At 66.6% G+C, this 17,012-nt stretch carries 15 protein-coding genes and 1 pseudogene; 8 read left to right on the plus strand and 8 right to left on the minus strand.

What is annotated here, in order from left to right:
• Nucleotides 1-33: 33 nt before the first annotated feature.
• Nucleotides 34-141 (minus strand): annotated as a pseudogene (locus VQ042_RS09600) (carboxymuconolactone decarboxylase family protein); the annotation flags it as partial.
• A 120-nt stretch (nt 142-261) separates the two neighbouring features.
• On the opposite strand from VQ042_RS09600, the gene VQ042_RS09605 reads away from it, so the two are divergent.
• The 4 genes from VQ042_RS09605 to VQ042_RS09620 all read left to right on the plus strand — a co-directional run bounded on the left by VQ042_RS09605 (nt 262) and on the right by VQ042_RS09620 (nt 3,258).
• Nucleotides 262-759 (plus strand): GNAT family N-acetyltransferase, encoded by a 498-nt coding sequence (locus VQ042_RS09605; RefSeq protein ID WP_331818661.1) that lies wholly within the window; start codon nt 262-264, stop codon nt 757-759.
• Nucleotides 760-987: 228 nt separating this feature from the next.
• Complete coding sequence (locus tag VQ042_RS09610; RefSeq protein ID WP_331818568.1) at nt 988-1,989, plus strand: sensor histidine kinase; 1,002 nt, start codon at nt 988-990, stop codon at nt 1,987-1,989.
• Nucleotides 1,990-2,068: 79 nt separating this feature from the next.
• Nucleotides 2,069-2,716 carry an HPP family protein gene (locus VQ042_RS09615; protein WP_331818570.1) on the plus strand — a complete coding sequence of 216 codons (648 nt, stop codon included), beginning with the start codon at nt 2,069-2,071 and terminating at the stop codon, nt 2,714-2,716.
• Nucleotides 2,692-3,258, plus strand: a complete 567-nt coding sequence (locus VQ042_RS09620; RefSeq protein ID WP_331818572.1) for a CBS domain-containing protein — start codon at nt 2,692-2,694, stop codon at nt 3,256-3,258. The genes VQ042_RS09615 and VQ042_RS09620 overlap by 25 nt, the downstream gene beginning before the upstream one ends.
• Nucleotides 3,259-3,315: 57 nt before the next feature.
• Here the strand turns inward: VQ042_RS09620 and VQ042_RS09625 are convergent, their stop codons facing one another.
• The 5 genes from VQ042_RS09625 to VQ042_RS09645 all read right to left on the minus strand — a co-directional run bounded on the left by VQ042_RS09625 (nt 3,316) and on the right by VQ042_RS09645 (nt 8,009).
• Nucleotides 3,316-3,438 (minus strand): hypothetical protein, encoded by a 123-nt coding sequence (locus tag VQ042_RS09625; RefSeq protein ID WP_331818574.1) that lies wholly within the window; start codon nt 3,436-3,438, stop codon nt 3,316-3,318.
• Nucleotides 3,435-5,099, minus strand: coding sequence for an adenylate/guanylate cyclase domain-containing protein (locus VQ042_RS09630; RefSeq protein ID WP_331818576.1), 1,665 nt, complete (start codon nt 5,097-5,099; stop codon nt 3,435-3,437). Before VQ042_RS09630 ends, VQ042_RS09625 begins: the two co-directional genes overlap by 4 nt.
• A gap of 135 nt (nt 5,100-5,234) precedes the next feature.
• A complete protein-coding gene (locus VQ042_RS09635) occupies nt 5,235-5,741 on the minus strand; it encodes a DUF305 domain-containing protein (protein WP_331818578.1) in 507 nt (168 codons plus the stop codon).
• 230 nt (nt 5,742-5,971) lie between these two features.
• Nucleotides 5,972-6,337, minus strand: coding sequence for a DUF1622 domain-containing protein (locus tag VQ042_RS09640; protein ID WP_331818580.1), 366 nt, complete (start codon nt 6,335-6,337; stop codon nt 5,972-5,974).
• Nucleotides 6,338-6,614: 277 nt separating this feature from the next.
• Nucleotides 6,615-8,009 (minus strand): methyl-accepting chemotaxis protein, encoded by a 1,395-nt coding sequence (locus VQ042_RS09645; protein WP_331818663.1) that lies wholly within the window; start codon nt 8,007-8,009, stop codon nt 6,615-6,617.
• On the opposite strand from VQ042_RS09645, the gene VQ042_RS09650 reads away from it, so the two are divergent.
• Nucleotides 7,905-8,168 carry a hypothetical protein gene (locus VQ042_RS09650; RefSeq protein ID WP_331818582.1) on the plus strand — a complete coding sequence of 88 codons (264 nt, stop codon included), beginning with the start codon at nt 7,905-7,907 and terminating at the stop codon, nt 8,166-8,168. The two genes, VQ042_RS09645 and VQ042_RS09650, sit on opposite strands and share 105 nt — an antisense overlap.
• Before the next feature lie 231 nt (nt 8,169-8,399).
• Nucleotides 8,400-9,788 carry a mechanosensitive ion channel family protein gene (locus VQ042_RS09655; RefSeq protein ID WP_331818584.1) on the plus strand — a complete coding sequence of 463 codons (1,389 nt, stop codon included), beginning with the start codon at nt 8,400-8,402 and terminating at the stop codon, nt 9,786-9,788.
• Between the two features lie 71 nt (nt 9,789-9,859).
• On the opposite strand, the gene dinB is transcribed toward VQ042_RS09655, so the two are convergent.
• Entirely contained in the window at nt 9,860-10,942 is a 1,083-nt protein-coding gene (gene dinB / locus VQ042_RS09660; protein ID WP_331818665.1) for a DNA polymerase IV, read from the minus strand.
• Nucleotides 10,943-11,377: 435 nt separating this feature from the next.
• On the opposite strand from dinB, the gene VQ042_RS09665 reads away from it, so the two are divergent.
• Together VQ042_RS09665 and VQ042_RS09670 are read left to right on the plus strand one after the other, a co-directional pair.
• Nucleotides 11,378-13,603 (plus strand): TonB-dependent siderophore receptor, encoded by a 2,226-nt coding sequence (locus tag VQ042_RS09665; RefSeq protein ID WP_331818586.1) that lies wholly within the window; start codon nt 11,378-11,380, stop codon nt 13,601-13,603.
• A gap of 387 nt (nt 13,604-13,990) precedes the next feature.
• Nucleotides 13,991-15,163: a siderophore-interacting protein gene (locus VQ042_RS09670; protein ID WP_331818588.1), complete on the plus strand. Its 1,173-nt coding sequence runs from the start codon at nt 13,991-13,993 to the stop codon at nt 15,161-15,163.
• Between the two features lie 18 nt (nt 15,164-15,181).
• On the opposite strand, the gene VQ042_RS09675 is transcribed toward VQ042_RS09670, so the two are convergent.
• Nucleotides 15,182-16,927, minus strand: coding sequence for an ABC transporter ATP-binding protein (locus VQ042_RS09675; RefSeq protein WP_331818589.1), 1,746 nt, complete (start codon nt 16,925-16,927; stop codon nt 15,182-15,184).
• Nucleotides 16,928-17,012: the final 85 nt, after the last annotated feature.

Here is a 17,012-nt window from a genome sequence, read left to right on the forward strand (position 1 = left end):
GTCATCCATTCATGACGATCCGCAGCAGGATCGTCATGCGCTGGCGTGCGTGGCGGACTCCTCGTCGGCCGCCGCGAAGACGCGCTTGGCGGCAAGAAGGCCGTTGAGGGCCGCGGGGAAGCCGGCATAGACCGACATCTGCTACCCATAGATGCAACGACGCGGCCTCTGGCGTTCCTCGGTGAAAGGCGGGCGGTGGCGGCCCCACACGCCAACCGACAAGGCAAGCCGATCATGACCCGCAACGACCAGGATGGGAACATGCGAATTCGTCCCGAAATGCCAGGCGATGCGGCCGTCATTGCAGCGGTCACGCAGGCTGCCTTTGCGAAGGCGGCGCACAGTTCCGGGACGGAAGCGACGATCGTCGATTCCTTGCGCCGGGCCGGCGCTCTCACCATCGCCCTGGTTGCCGAAGCGAACGGAGAGGTGGTCGGGCACATCGCCTTTTCGCCCATTACGGTGGAGGCACGAAACGCCGGATGGTTCGGTCTCGGACCGGTCTCCGTCGTTCCGGACCTTCAGGGCCAGGGCATCGGGTCCCGCCTCGTCCGCGAGGGGCTGGACCTGCTGCGGGCACAGGGGGCCAGAGGCTGCGTGGTCCTGGGCGATCCCCGCTTCTACGAACGCTTCGGCTTCCGGGTGGACCCGCGATTACGCTACGCAGGCGTGCCGCCGGAATACTTCATGGCACAGGGCTTCGGGCAGGAGGTGCCGGAAGGGACGGTGGCCTACCACCCAAGCTTCGACACGCACTGAACGGATGCCGGCTGAAGTTTTACGCGAACTTCACCGCCCTTCGGACCGTTGTGTAGGCGTGCCACCGTCCGATCCGTCGAATCCGGCCTCACCGGTTGCAACACGGGACCGCTTGGCGATTCCAACAAAGCGCTACATCAATGGTGCCGTGCGGTCGTCCGCGTTACAGAGTCTGTTTTCTCAGCGTTGCCGTTAAACGTGCAGTCGATTTCATAGAGTGATTGCTTCATGCCCTTCAGCGACCCTCACCATCCGCTTTCGAAGCCGGAGAATTTGCGTCGCGCCATTCACGCAGCGGGTGTGGCGCTCTGGTCGTGGAACGTCACCGACGACCGCTTCTCGATGGATGAGCGGGCGTTCGATCTCTGGGGGCTGGAGAAGAGCAGCAAGGTCACCTTCGAGGATCTTTCGGCGCATATCCATCCGGCCGACAGGGACCGCGTGCGCGCCGCTTTCACCGCAACGCGCGGCATCGTCGGTGCCTACGAGATCGACTTCCGCATCATCGTTCGCGAGGAGATCCGCTGGGTCTCGGCCCGCGGCCTCGGCGACGATGCCGCACTCCACCAGGGCCAGATGTTCGGGATCTTTCTCGACGTCACCGGACGCAAGCAGGCCGAGGAAGGTCACGAGCTGCTGGCCGGTGAGATGAGCCACCGGGTCAAGAACCTGCTGACCATCGCCATGGGCCTGACCAACATCACCTCGCGTTCGACGACCACCGCCAAGGAAATGGCGGGGGAACTGACCGGACGGCTGGCGGCCCTGGGCCGGGCGCATGATCTGGTGCGGCCGCTGGCCAGCGATCAGGGGACGGCGGCGCTGCTGGGCGATCTCCTGACGGTCCTGCTGTCGCCCTATGAGGATCTCGGCGCCTTCAGGGGCCGCATCCGTGTGGCGGTGCCGCGCATGGGCGTCGGCGAGAACGCGGCGACGGCGCTTTCATTGATCGTCCACGAGCTGGCGACCAATTCGCTGAAATACGGTGCGTTGTCGATCGATACGGGCATTCTGGACTTGTCCGGTACCACCGACGATCACGATGTGACGCTGGTCTGGACCGAGCGGGGCGGGCCGGCGGTGGAATCGCCGGACGGCGCCGAGGGCTATGGCTCGAAGCTGATCCGCCGCAGTGTCGCCGTACAGCTCGGCGGCACGATCAGCTATGACTGGTCCAACGAAGGCGTCGTCGTCATGCTCAAGCTCAGGGGCGAGAAGCTGGCGCTTTAGCGTCCCGCTCCATTGCTGGCCCCCGGCCAGGCTTGATGATAGGCGAGGCGGCTTCGAATCTGCTTATCAATCCGGCATCATGCTCCATTCCATGTCATTGCTTGCCCATCTTCGCCGCTTGCTGCCGCAGCTCGGGCCGGTCAGCCGCGCCGAGCAGCTTCGTGCGAGCGTCGGAGCCCTCGTTGGAATCGCGCTGACGGGACTCGTGACCCATCTGGTGCTGGGGGCCGACGCGTCCGTTCCGCTTCTCGTGGCGCCCATGGGAGCCTCGGCCGTGCTGCTCTTTGCGGTCCCGTCCGGCCCGCTCTCCCAACCCTGGTCGATCCTGGGGGGCAACGTTTCGGCTGCGCTGATCGGGATCACGTGCCGGATGTGGATTTCCGATCCGCTCATCGCCATGTCCGTCGCCGTCTGCCTGGCTGTCGCGACGATGTTCCTGCTGCGCTGCCTGCATCCGCCGGGCGGCGCGGTGGCCGTCACGACGGTGCTGTCGGGCCCTGCCGTCGACGCGCTGGGCTATGGCTTCGCCATCGTCCCCGTCGGGCTCAACTCGCTCCTTCTGCTCCTGGTGGCAATCGCCTTCAACAATCTCACCGGGCATCGCTATCCCCATCTGCCGACACGCCAGCCCGCGTCGCGTCATGCGACGACGGACAAGCCACCCCGGGACCAATCGGCTTCACCCTGGACGATCTGCGGGCCGTGCTGCGCGAGCAGAACGAGGTGATCGACGTCGGTGCCGAAGACCTTCTGACCTTGCTCCGCTCCGCCGAGGAAGAAGCGTTCCGGCGTCGCTCCGCCGGCCTCTTCTGCGGCAACGTCATGTCCCGTCACGTCATCACGGTCTCGCCCCACGAGAGGATCGCGACGGCATGGCAGATCATGCAGGCGCGAGAGCTTCGGGTGCTGCCGGTGACCGACGGCGCGGGGATCGTCGTCGGCATGCTGCGGCCCGAGGATTTCGTCGGCGCCGTTGGCCGCGGCGTCGGCCGGCCTTCACTGGGTCCGAAGGGGCGCCTTCGGAACGGTCTGGCAACCGGGCTTTCGATGCGCAGCCCGGTCCGGCAGATCATGGCGGGGGTTCCCTATCGGGCCTCGGTGGACACGCCCATTGCCGATCTCGTGCCGTTGATGGGCGATGCCGGCCTCCACCACACGCCTGTCACAAATGTCTCCGGCCGCCTCGTCGGTCTCGTGACCCAGACCGACCTCGTGAATGCGCTGTTCCGCGGCGTGGGGGAAGTGGGACCAGCGGCGATCGCGGCCTGAAGGTAGCCGATCGAATGCGGCGGGGGTTCGCCGACGCTTGCGCCGGCAGCGGGCAGATCACGTCGCCACCCGGAGCCCGAGATTGCTGGTATCCTCCAGCCCCGCCGCGGAGAGCCCGGCGCAATAGCGGTCGAGAAGCTCGCGGTTCATGAAGCGGAGCGCGTCGTGGACCGTCGTCATCGTTGTGCCGGGACGCGTCGACATGAAGGTGGCCAACGCCTCGCCGGCCTCCGCGACACGCCCATGGGCTCCCAGAAACGCGGCAAGGTCGCGGTGCGGCCACGCCATTCCGGGCTTTTCAGCCAGGGCTCGCCGTGTCCAGCGGGCCGCCTCCTCGGGCTGGCCGGATGCGAAATGGGCCAGGCCGATGCCGATGAACGAATTGAAGGCGAAGGGGTCCAGCGGCGAGAGCCGCAGCGAGCGTTCGAAACAGGCGAAGGCGTCGTCGGGCTGGCCGGAATAGACCCGGGCAAAGCCGCGCCGCGTCCATGCCAGGCGTGGTTGACGTCGAGATCCAGCGCCCGGTCGATCAGCGTGTTCGCCCGTTCGATGTCCGCCTCGATGAGCATCGTGGCCGTGGCCGACGCGGTGAGGGCGAGCGGATCGTCGTCGATCCGTCCCAGCGTGCGCTCCAGGAGGGTGCGCCCGCGGGCCCGCTGCTCGGCGATGGTGGTGACCCAATTGTAGGCGATGTGCTGGGCATGGGCCCAGGCGCCGATCGCCGCGGCCCGACCATAATCCGGCTCGAGCGCCAGCGCCTCGTCGATCAGCACGATGGCGCGCTCGTTCTCCTCGTGGCGATGGGCCCACAGATGCGGCAGCGCCCGCATCACCAGATCGTAGGCGAGAAGGTTGTCCGGCGGCTTGCGGCGGGCGCGCTCGACCTCCGCCTGGCGGATGGTCGGATGCAGGGCGCCCGAGACGATCTCGGCGATATGGTCCTGGACGGCAAAGAGATCGTCGATCTTCGCGTCGATCCGCTCGCTCCAGATCTGCAGCGCGGTCTCGCCGTCGACCAGATGCAGCGAGACGCGCATGCGCGCATTCGAGAACCGGACGCTGCCCTGCAGGATGTAGCGAACCCCGAGCTCGGCGGCGATCTCGCGCGTGCCGAGCGGCGTGTCGCGGTAAGCGGCGGCAGACTGGCGGGCGATGACGAGGAATTCGCGAACCCGCGACAGGCTGGCCGTGACCTCCTCCACCATCCCGTCGATGAAATTGGCCCGGTCGACATCCCCGCTGAGATTTTCGAACGGCATGACCGCCACCGAGGGCTGGGTCCTGGGGTCGGGCACCGCGATGGTACGCCCCCGGCTGGCGCTGACGACCTTCGGCGTCCAGATCCAGATGCGCTCCTGCTCGGAAAACCCCTTCACCCTGCAGGGGCCGATATCGGTGAAATACAGATTGGTCTTGCCGCGCAGATACTCGAATACGCCGCGCGAGATCGCCACGCCGCCCGCCGGAGCGAGTTCCTGGACGCGCGTGGCCAGGATGATGCCCTCGCCGAAACGGTCGGTCTCGGTGACCACGACATCGCCGATGACGACCCCGATCCGCACCGAGAGCGGCTGTTCGTCGTCCGGGTGGTCTGCCAGAAGGGACCGCTGGAACCGTGCGGCCCATTTCACCGCGTTGACGGCGCTGGCGAATTCCATCAGCAGCCCGTCGCCGTTGGTCTTGAATACCTCGCCGCCGAAATCGCCGATCGTGGGCAGGACAAGGGTGCGATAGGCGCGCGCCACCGCCCCGAGGGCCGCCGCCTCGTCAGCCTCGACGAGACTCGAATAGCCTTCGACATCCAGGGACAGGATGGCTGCGAGACGGCGAAGCGGCGCCATCGGTCACGCGTACCCCATTGATGAGGACCTGTAACAGACTATCAAACTTCCCCAGCGCTAGCCAAGGGAGACTGTTCTGCTACGGCGTGCCTATCGCCGCTCCTTACCAAATGTCGTCGGCCAACTGCTCCGCCGCTACTGCGCGGCTGCGGCGGTCGCCGGACGTGCCGGCAGGACCGGCGCATCCTCGGCCGGGGGGTTCGCTTCGAGATCCGCGATCAGCTGCTTCATCTCGTCGATCTCGCGCACCTGCGCGGCGATGATCTCGTCGGCAAGCTCGCGCACGCGGGGATCGCTGATCTCGGCCCGCCTGCTGGTCAGGATCGCGATCGAGTGGTGCGGGATCATCGCCTTCATGTAGGCGACGTCGCCGACCGTCTCCTGGCTGCGCACGAGAAACAGCGAAGCCGCGAAGATAATCGCAGCACCGACCAGAATGCCGATGTTGGCGGCTCTGTTCTTGTACATGGACCACATGAAGCCGAGCATGACGATGGCCATCACGGCGCCCATGTAGACCGCCATCCAGGTCCGCGTCTGGCTGTAGAAGACGTGATCCAGGGCGTAGGTGTTGAGATACATCAGACCGAACATGACGACGGTTGAGGTGGCGATCATCGCGCCGAAGCGGGTGTAATTCATGATGTGCCTTCCTTTTCCGGTTGTAGGGCGAACGCACCGGGCGCCGCATGGATGCGTCCGGGGGCCAGACGCTCCGTGCTTCGGCGGACGGCGTGCGCAGAATCTTTCTCGAAAACCGCTGGCAGATCTCGGCCACGCCAGGTGCCTGACGCCGGTCAGCAGACAAGCCGTTGAACGGCGGTACGGACCGCGTCAAACCTGGATGAATGCGGCCTGGCGCGCCGCTCCGGTCACTTTTCCTGGCTTGCCGGCTGGCCCTTCTGCCAGGGCCATCGCCCCTCGATCTCCACCTCCAGGGCGAAGCTGAGGAAGGTCCGGACCAGAACGATGCCCGCGAGGACGGCGAGACTGTCCAGCGTCGGCTCGATGGCGACGGTATTGATGATGTCCGCCGCGACCAGGAATTCGAGCCCGAGGAGAATGGAACGCCCGAGGCTCGAGCGGAACGTGTGGAACGCGTCGGACCTGTCACCGCCGAATCGTTGCCTCAGGAAGGTGATGGTGGCGCCGATCGTCCCGATGACGATCACGAGGATGCCTGCAACCTCAATGCCGCGAGTCGTCCAGTGCAGCGCCTGGCTCAGAGCCTCGTCCATTCAGAACTCCCTGTGGTGATGCAGCCGGTTTCGGCCGCGCAAGGGTCATGCAGATCTGCACGTGATGAGAAGGCTAGCGCCGCTTTCCTCGACGTCGACGCGTGGCGAATGTCGAGCGAACCCGCGTGTCCCACTCCGCAGATGGCGGGACAAGGCTCAGCAAGCCGGCCGAAGGGACCTCGCAGCCGCCCCAGCCGAGATAGCCGCACCTTGCGGCGAACCCCGCCGGCCTGATGGCCGGCGGGTTCGTGAGCCGCGAAAGACCGGCATACCGTCGTCAGAACTCTTCCCAGCTGTCTTCCCAGGCCTTGGGAGCGCGCGCGGCGCCCCCGGAGCCGGTGGTGCGAAGCTGGGGGACCGGCGCGGCCACACGACGCGCCGGCTGCGCGCTCCGGCCGGTATCGCGGCCATCAATCCGGAACCTGGCCATCGCGTGGGCCAGTTCGTCGGTCTCGTTCGAAAGCGTCTGGCTGGCAGCCGTGGCTTCCTCGACCATCGCGGCGTTCTGCTGGGTGACCTTGTCCATCTGGTCGGCCGCGCCGGAGACCTCCCGCAGGCTCGTCGCCTGTTCCCGGGCCGATGCGGCGATGGTCGAGATGACCTCGGCCATGGCGCTGACCTCGGTGACGATCTCCTCCAGCGACTTGCCGGACGCGGTCACCAGTTCCACGCCGGTGCCGACCTGCTCGCGCGAGGTGGCGATCAGGGTCTTGATCTCCTTGGCCGCTTCCGCGGAACGCTGGGCGAGACCGCGCACTTCCTGCGCCACCACCGCAAAGCCCTTGCCCGCCTCGCCGGCCCGTGCCGCCTCGACGCCGGCGTTGAGTGCCAGGAGGTTGGTCTGGAAGGCGATTTCGTCGATCACCGAGATGATCGAGTTGATCTTCTCGGACGACTGCTCGATCTGGCCCATGGCGGTGACCGCCTTGCCGACGATCTCGCCGCCCTTCCGGGCCTTTTCGCGGGCCCCCGAGGCGACGAGCTGCGCCTTGCCGGCGCCCTCGGCGGTCTCGTTGACGGCCTGGGTCACCTCGCCCAGCGCCGCGACGGTCTGCTCCAGGCTCGCCGCCTGCTGCTCGGTGCGGTGGGCCAGGTCGTTGGACGCCGTGTTGATCTCGCCGAGACCTGTGCGGATCGAGCCGATGGAGGTCGCCACCTCGCCGATCGCCGTCTCCAGCTGCCCGACGGCGCTGTTGTAGTCGTCCGCCATGGCCCCGAAATCACCGGGAAGCCGGCTGTCGACCCGGCTCCGCAGGTCGCCGTCCTGCAGGCGCTTGAACGCTTCCGCGAACGCCTTCAAGGCGGCCTTCTGCTGCGTTTCGACCTCGGCCTTGGCCTGTTCGACGGCCTTCCGCTCAGCTTCCAGCGTCTCCAGATAGACCGATATGGCGTAATCCATGTCCAGAAGGGCGGCCTTCGTGACCACCGCGATCTCCCGGGACAGGCGCTCGGATCCCTTGCGTGAGAACCGTGACGGCCACCGCTTCTCGACGATCTGGCCGATCAGACTCTCCAGGATCAGCGCATAGCCACCGATGTACCAGCGCGGCTCCAGGCCGAGGCGGGCATGGACTTTTCCGACGGTGGAGACGGCCTGGACATAGGTTTCGTCGAACTTGCCCTGGGCGATGGTGTCCCAGTGACGCTCCTGACGCTGCTTGGCCGAGGCGATCTGGAAACCGTCGACTATCGTTCAGGCGAGAAGGAAAAAGGACGGGCACCTGACGCTTTGCGAGACGACAAATTCGTTCACTTCTATGATCTTCTGCGATCGATTGGCTGCCCGGCTCCTTCGTTGGGTATTGCGGTCAGTCCAGCGGCCGGATGTTAGGGAAGCGTAAACCACGACGCCGTCGTCGTGTTACAGTTTCAAGAGGCGATCACAGCGACCGCGTCGCAGTTCATGGCGGATGCGATCCCGGGTCCCGCGCTGCGCACGATGCGCGTCGCGGCTTGATTGCTCAGGAGAATTCCCGTTGATGGAACCCTTCCCAGGCAGGGTGTTCCGGCAAGGACCAGGGGCCCAATGGTGACGTCAATAATCGGCTGGAGCGGAGCGACGATGTCCCGGCGCGGATGGGCGGCCCTGGTTGCCCTCTTTCTCCTCTTGTCCACGCCCGCGATGTCCCAGGTCGCCGACGAGCCCGAAATGGCCGCACCCGAGACGGCGGTGGCGGTCGAGCCGGTGGTGGGCGACGAGGCGATCCGCAGGCGGATCGACCGGATCCTCGAGGCGACCGGCTGGTATCGCGGCGTGGAGGTCGCGGTCGACGAGGGTGTCGTGTTCCTCGACGGGATCGCCGGCTCGCAGGAGGAGCGGACTTGGGCGCGCGATCTGTCGGCCCGGACCGAGGGCGTGGTCGCCGTCGTCAACCGGATCGAGGTGCGCGAGGCCGTCAGTTGGGACCTCACGCCCGCCCTCTCGGAGGCCGAGGGCCTCGCCCGCAGGATCGCCGTCGCCCTGCCGCTGATCGCTCTCGCATTGCTGATCCTGCCGGTCGCCTGGTGGCTGTCGAGCGCGATCGCCTCGCTGATGCGCCGGGTGCTCGCGCCCCGTCTCGAGCATGACTTCCTGCGCGACGTCATCGCACGGGCCATCGCGATTCCCGTTCTCCTGGTGGGTGTCTATCTGGTGCTGCAGGTCGCCGGGCTGACCGGCCTCGCGGTCTCGCTCCTCGGTGGCGCTGGCGTGATCGGCATCGTCCTGGGGTTCGCGTTCCGCGACATTGCCGAGAACTTCCTCGCAAGCCTCATCCTCAGCGTCCGCAGGCCGTTCCGGCAGGGCGACCTGATCGGCGTGACCGGCTACGAAGGCGTGGTGCAGACGATGAACACCCGCTCGACCATTCTGCTGACGATCGACGGCAACCACGTCCAGATCCCCAACGCCACGGTGTTCAAGAACACCATCGTGAACTACACCGCCGCCGCCGCGCGTCGGGTGACCGCGGAGGTCGGCATCGGCTACGACGCCTCGATCGGCGAGGCGCAGAACCTCATCGCGGGTGTCCTGCGCCGCCACGACGCCATCCTGGACGAGCCGCCGCCGATGGTCCTGGTCGACGCGCTGGGAGCGTCAACCGTGAACCTGAAGGCGCATTTCTGGATCGACGGGCGCACCGTGTCACCGCACAAGGTGCGGTCCTCGGCGCTGCGGCTCATCAAGCGGGTGCTCGTCGAAAACGGCATCTCGATGCCGGACGAGGCGCGCGAGATCATCTTCCCGCAGGGTGTGCCGCTCGTGCATCCGGACCAGGTGCAGCCGGATTCGGACACCGGACAGGCCGCGACCACCGCATCGGACGTGCCTGCCGCGACGGCGGCGGAGCCGGATGCCGAGGCAACATCTGCCGAAGGCGGCCTCGGCAACGAGATCGCGGAACTGCCGCGAGACGTCTCCGACGCGGACATTCCGGAAGCGGCGGCCGGAAACCTGTTGTCGGCCAGGTAGCGGCGACGCCGGTCATGTCAGATCGGCACCGGCCGGGTGCCATATCGCCGAGCGGTTTCCTCAAGGGCCGATCACAAGGGCAGGATGAACTGTCTTGGCTCTTCGCTGCCGGTCTCCGGGCCGGCGAGCGAGGACAGCGAGACGCCGAGGAGGCGCACGCCCTTGTCGAATGGCAACGCCGAGCCGAGGAGGGCGATGGCGACGCGTTCGAGCTCGCCGCGCGAGGTGACGGGCTGGAGCGACGACCGGCTGCGGGTGATCTGCCGGAAATCGGCAAACTTGACCTTCAGCGTGACCGTGCGGCCCCGGATGCCGCTGGTCTCACAATAGCGCCAGACCTTGTCAAGGATCGGCTGGAGCGCGGCGCGCATCTCCTCGAACACGAAGAGATCGGCGCCGAAGGTGTTCTCCGCGCCCACCGATTTGCGGATGCGGTTGGCGCGCACGGGGCGCTCGTCGACGCCGCGCGAGATGAAATAGTAATAGGGCCCGGCCTTGCCGAACTGCTCCTGCAGGAAGGGCAGGGATCGCTCTCGAAGGTCGCGCCCGGTGTGGATGCCGAACCGCTGCATCTTGGCCGCGGTCGCAGGGCCGACGCCATGGAAACGGCCGACCGGAAGATCCTCCACGAAGCGCGGGCCCATGGCCGGGGTGACCACGAAGAGGCCATCGGGTTTGCGGTGGTCGGAGGCGAGCTTGGCAAGGAACTTGTTGTAGGACACGCCGGCCGAAGCGGTCAGTCCGGTCACCTCCCGGATGCGCTGGCGGATCCGTTCCGCGATCAGCGTCGCGGAGGGAATGTCTAGGCGGTTCTCGGTGACGTCGAGATAGGCCTCGTCCAGCGACAAGGGCTCGATGATCGGCGTGTGCTCGGCGAAGATCGCCCGGATCTCGGCTGATATCGCCTTGTAGACCTCGAAGCGCGGCTTGACGAAGACGAGGTCGGGGCAGCGACGCCGCGCGGTGACCGAGGGCATGGCCGAGCGGACGCCGAAGACCCGGGCCTCGTAGCTGGCCGCGGCGACGACGCCGCGCTCGCGCGAGCCGCCGACGGCCACGGGCCTGCCGCGCAGCGACGGGTCGTCGCGCTGCTCCACCGAGGCGTAGAAGGCATCCATGTCGATATGGATGATCTTGCGCTGGCGCGCGGGCATGTGCTGCTGAGCCTCGACCGCGTGACCGTCGGGAGGCTGCAGGGTGCCTTTCCCTGGCGCGGCCGCGGCCTGCTGGCTCACTTCGTCCATCCGATCGCCGTCGCCGCCATGTTCCATGCGCACCAGCCGGGGTCCTGGTATCCAGCCCGCGGGGCGGACGCGTGACGCCGTCTGGCGGCGTTCTCTTCAGGGCGCTGCCGATGCGAGAGGCTCGCGCCACGGTCTTCGACGCTTGTTCTAATCCGCGGTCGCCTGTTCCACCAGACGTCCCGGTGGAATCGTCGGGTATCGCCGGTCTTCGCGAAGGGGGAAGCACGACCTGCCCAATCAATCCGACGCGGGCGCGGCTCCTGACCTGGTGTGCCCGACCATATAACTTGACTCCCATATTCATATTACATAATCCCGCTCTCGAATCTGGAGCAAGGGGTTGTGATGAGCGGGATTTACGGTGACGGGCGCATGGTCGGCGGCCCGGCGGGAGCCATTTGCCTCCTGTCGTGGCTGCTGCTGGTCCAGGGTGCGCAAGCGCAGGAAAATGATGTCGTCGCGCTCGATGCCGTCGTTGTCGCCGGCGAAACGGTCGGCACGGATGCCGGTTCACCCGCAGGTAACGGGGCGGCTGCCTCAGAGGTCGAAGACGGATATGTCGCGACCCGAGCCTCGACCGCGGTCAAGGGCGTGGCTTCGCGGCTCGAGACGCCGCAGAATGTCTCGGTGGTCGGTGAGGGACAGCTTCAGGACCAGGGCGTGCACACGGTCGATGAAGCGACACGCTATTCCTCGGGCATCCGGTCGCAGCAATTCGGTGCCAACAACCGGGTGGACTGGTTCACCATTCGCGGTTTTGCCGCTGAACAGGACGGTCTCTTCCTCGACGGCCTGTCGCTGTTCTCCACCGCCTTCGCCAGCTGGCGTATCGATCCAGCCGTGCTCGACCGCGTCGAGATCCTCAAGGGCCCGGCCTCGGTCCTCTACGGCGGCACGTCGCCGGGCGGGCTCGTCAACCTCGTCTCCAAGAAGCCTGTGATCGAGCCGCTATTCTCGCTGACGGCCGGTATCAACGACGACGGCCAAGCTTATTCGGCCATCGACATGGGCGGCAGGCTGACCGAGGACGGCTCGCTCTCCTATCGCTGGAACTCGGTAATTCTTGACGGCGACACCTATGCCGATATCGCCGAGGAGTTCAAAGGCGTCGTCGCGCCGTCCCTGACCTGGGCGCCGGACGCGGACACGACGCTGACGGTGCTCGGCTACTACCAGTCTGAGGATTCCAACAATCTGCCGGGCTTCCTGCCCTATGAGGGCACGGTCCGCCCGGCTTCCTTCGGCCGCATTGACCGGGAACTCTTCACCAGCGATCCGTCGGTCGACGAGTATTCCCGCGACCAGGCGATGATCGGCTACGAGTTCGAGCACCGGTTCAACGAGGCCTTCACGGTTCGCCAGAACCTGCGCTACGCCCATACGGAATCAACCTACGACTACGTCTATCCCTTCGGCTACGCGGACGATTTGTCGGGCCTGAACGGCTTGGCCGGCGGCACGTCGGACCAGCTTGCGCGACTGCATTTCCGCACCACGCCGGATGCCGATTCCTTCAATGTCGACACCCAGCTGGAATCGACATTCGCGACGGGTCCGCTCGACCACACGTTGCTGGTCGGTCTTGACTACCGCTACTACGAGATCGACGATCTGCAGGGCACCAGCACGCTCTATTCGCCGCTCAGCGTCATCGATCCGGTCTACGGCATCAATATCGGGCCGATCGACAACATCTACGTCGACAACACCCAGACCCTGACCCAGACCGGCTTCTACGCCCAGGACCAGATCAGATTCGGCCAGCTCGTCGTGACGCTGAACGGCAGGGCCGACATCATCGAGACCCAGCTCGACAGCAATCTCGGAGCCGATGCCGAGGCATCCGACACCTATTTCAGCGGTCGGGCCGGGGCGGCCTACGTCTTCGACAACGGCATTGCGCCCTATGTCAGCTATTCGCGCTTCGTCACACCGGTGCTCGGCGTCGATCCCGATACCCAACTGCCCTTCGAGCAGGGCGAGGGGAAGCAGTACGAGGTCGGCGTCAAGTACCAGCCGACGGGCTTCGACAGCTTCGTCACCGCCTCGCTCTTTGATCTCACGCGCGGCAACGTCCTCGTCAACGACGTCGCCGGGGGACGGGCCTTCACGCAGATCCAGGTCGGGGAGATCCGCTCGCGCGGCATCGAACTGGAAGGCACCCTGGCGCTCACCGACGGCCTCAGTGCCATCGCCTCCTACACCGCCTACGATATCGACGTGACGGAAACCTCGGACATCAACCAGGGCCTGACTCCGGTGGCCATCCCCGAGGAGTTCGCCTCGCTGTGGCTGGACTACAAGGTGCAGAGCGGCTGGCTGAAGGGGCTCGGCCTGGGCGGCGGCGTGCGCTGGACGGGCAAGTCCTACGCCAACCTCGCCAATTCGCTGGTGGTGCCGGACTTTACCGTCTTCGACGCGGCCGTGTCCTACGAGCGCGGCAACTGGCGCGGCCAGGTCAATGTCGCCAACCTCACCGACAAGCGCTACGTCGCCTCCTGCAACGGCGACACCTCCTGCTTCTACGGCGATCCGCGCAAGGTCACAGCGAGCCTGACCTACACATGGTGAGGAACCTGTAGGGAGCCTCTGACGCAAGAGGCGCTTTGGATGGACATTCCGGCGGCGGTCGAGGGAGGCCCGGAGCAGGCGAGCGTGAAGCCGTTCTGCCCTGCCTCTGGGATCGCCGTCGGAACGCCGGTCGGTTTGTTCTCGGCATTTGGCCCACCGCGCGGAAAGGCGGCGCGGTTTTCCCTGTCAGTCCGCCAATTTTTAACTGGATATTTCAAGTCATGTTATATGCCCGCATGGCCGTGACGCACTTCGGGGAACTGACATGACCGGCATGCCATCATGCGGGACGGCCCGGCCGAGATGGCCGCACGGTGCCGGCAAGATCGCTCCCGCCCTTCGAACGCGCGATGCGGATGCAGGCACGATGCCGCATGGGGACGCCGCATGGTGACGTTCGCACGGCCCGCGCGCCACGGGACGTCCGGCGACCGCCGTCCGACTGCACCGGGTTCCCGCGAAGGCGAGGCGATGCAGGACGCCGAAGCGAAATTCTGCGCCGCGGTGGAAATCGCCACCCAGACCCCCGCGGGTTTCCTTGACCATCTCGCCGGCATTCTGGCCGATCATATGCCCCCCGCCCGAAAGGCCGGCGAGGTGGTCGCCCTCGACTTCTACGGGGCCCAGGCGCGGCTCGAGGAGCGCGGCGGTACGCTGGCTGCCCGAGCCACGGCCCTCGACCGCGGCGCCCTGGCCAACATGAAATATCTCATCGCCTGGAACATGCGGGAGTTCTTCGGCCCGGATGTCGAGATCGCCTGGTCGGGCGACGGGGCGGGCACGTCGGAGCTGCCGCAGTTCCGCGAGATGCAGGTGGTCGATTCCTGGCAGGTCACGCGGAAGATGCGGCGGGTGCGCCTCGTGGGCCACGATCTCGAGCGGTTTCGCAGCGGCGGACTGCATGTGCAGCTGCTGATCCCGCCGAAGGGCCGCGCGCCGGTCTGGCCGAACGCGGTGCCGTCCGGCATCCCCGCCTGGCCGGAGGGAGAGGACCGCCTGACCCTGCGCACCTACACCATGCGCCGTCTCGACCCCGGCGCAGGCTGCGTCGACATCGATGTCGTGCTGCACGATGGCGATAGCCCCGGCTCCGACTGGGCGCGCGCGGCCACGGCCGGCGACCCGGTCGGCATGATGGGGCCCGGCGGCGGCGGCGTCCTGCCGGCCGCGCGCATGCTCCTGGCCGGCGACGAGACGGCGCTGCCAGCGATCGCGCGCATGCTGGAGGAACTGCCGGCCGAGGCCACCGGCACGGCCATCATCGAAATCGCCGATGCCGCCGAGATCCAGTCCCTCGACCATCCGGCCGGCTTCGACCTGATATGGCTGGATCGCAGGGGCCGCGCGGCCGGAACGACCACGCTCCTGGAAGAGGCGGTGGTCGACCTCGACTGGCCGTCAGAGGCTGGCGCGTCGGTCTGGATCGGCTGCGAATTCCAGGCCTTCAAGCGGCTGCGCCACCATTGCCGCCGGCACTGGGGGCTGAAGGCGCGCGATCATCTGGTGGTCGCCTATTGGCGCGCCGCCCCCGACGAGGCGTCGGGCCAGGCCCATCGCTGACCGTCGTGAGGCAGCCAGTTACTCGGCCGCCAGGGTCGAAGGCAGGACGGCGTCCCGTTCCTGGGCGTCCACCAGACGGCGATAGGCACCGCCGCGTTCGAGCAGCGCGTCATGGGAGCCTTCCTCGACAATCCGGCCGCCATCGACCACCACGATCCGGTCGGCATGGCGGATGGTCGACAGGCGATGGGCGACGATCAGGGTCGTGCGGCCCTTGGCGAGTTCGGCGAGGGCCGTCTGGATGGCGCGTTCGGTCTCGGTATCGAGCGCCGAGGTCGCCTCGTCGAGGATCAGGATTTCCGGGTTCTTGAGGAACATGCGGGCGATCGACAGGCGCTGCTTCTGGCCGCCCGACAGCTTCAGGCCGCGCTCGCCGACCAGTGTATCGAGGCCGTCCGGCAGCCGCGCGACGGTGTCGGCGAGATGCGCCCGTCCCAGCGCGTCCCAGATCTCGGCGTCGTCGGCGTCGAGCCGGCCATAGGCGACATTGTCACGGATCGTCCCGCCGAACAGGAACACGTCCTGCTGGACGACGCCGATATGGCTGCGCAGCGAGGCGAGGGTCATGTCGCGGATGTCGATGCCGTCGATGGTGATCGCGCCGCGAACGAGATCGTAGAAGCGCGGCACCAGCGCGCAGATCGTCGTCTTGCCTGCGCCGGACGGGCCGACAAAGGCGATCGTCTCGCCGGCCGCGACCTGCAGATCGATGCCGTTCAGCACCGGATGGCCGGTCGAATAGGTGAAGTGCACGTCCGAGAACCGGACCTCGCCGGCGAGCCGGTCGACGGTGCGGGCGCCCGGGCGATCGACGATGTCGGGTGCTGTGTCGAGGAAATCGCAATAGCGGCGGAAGCCGGCGATTCCCTTGGGATAGCTCTCCAGCACCGCGGCGATCTTCTCGACCGGGCGGAAGAAGACGCCGACCAGCAGCAGAAAGCCGACGAAGCCGCCATTCGACAGGTCGCCGGCGATGACGAAATAGGTGCCGGCGACCATGACGATCACCTGGGTCAGCCGCATCGACAGATAGTTCAGCGACTGGCTGACCGACATGATGCGGTAGGCGTCGAGCTTGCGGTCGCGATACTGCGCGTTGTCGCGGGCAAAGAGCGAGCGCTCGTGATTCTCGTTGGCGAAGGCCTGGACGACACGGATGCCGCCGACATTCTCCTCGATGCGGGCATTGAACGCGCCGACGCTGCCGTAGATTGCGCGCCAGGTCTCGGTCATGCGGGCGCCGTAGCGTATGGTCAGGACGGTCCCGACCGGCACCATCACCGCCGTGATCAGCGCCAACTCGACATGGACGAACAGCATCAGCACGAAGGCGCCGAGGAAGGTCATCACCGCGATGAACAGATCCTCCGGCCCGTGATGGGCGATCTCTCCGATCTCCTCCAGATCCTTTGTCAGGCGGCCCACCAGATGGCCGGTCTTCTGGTTGTCGAAATAGCCGAAGGACAGCTTCTGGAGATGGTCGAAGGCGCGCCGGCGCATCTCCGTCTCGATATTGATGCCCAGCATGTGGCCCCAATAGGTGACCACCGCCATCAGCCCGGTGTTGAGAAGGTAGATGGCCAGCAGGCCGATCGCCGCCGCGATGATCAGGTTCCACTCGCCGCTCGGCAGCAGCGTGTCGATGAACACCTTTACTGCGATCGGGAAGGCGAGCTCGAGGAGGCCGGGCAGTACCGCGCAGCCGAAATCCAGGATGAACAGGCCGCGCCAGGGGGCGTAATAGGAGAAGAACCGCGCAAGCATCCGGGCCTCGTCAATGTCTCTGGCGCCAGAAGCGGGCCGGACGGCGTTCGCCGAACCGGCCCAGAATGGCCGCGCATGATGATGA

It is taken from the genome of Aurantimonas sp. A2-1-M11 (genome assembly GCF_036549475.1).
Taxonomy (GTDB): Bacteria; Pseudomonadota; Alphaproteobacteria; order Rhizobiales; family Rhizobiaceae; genus Aurantimonas.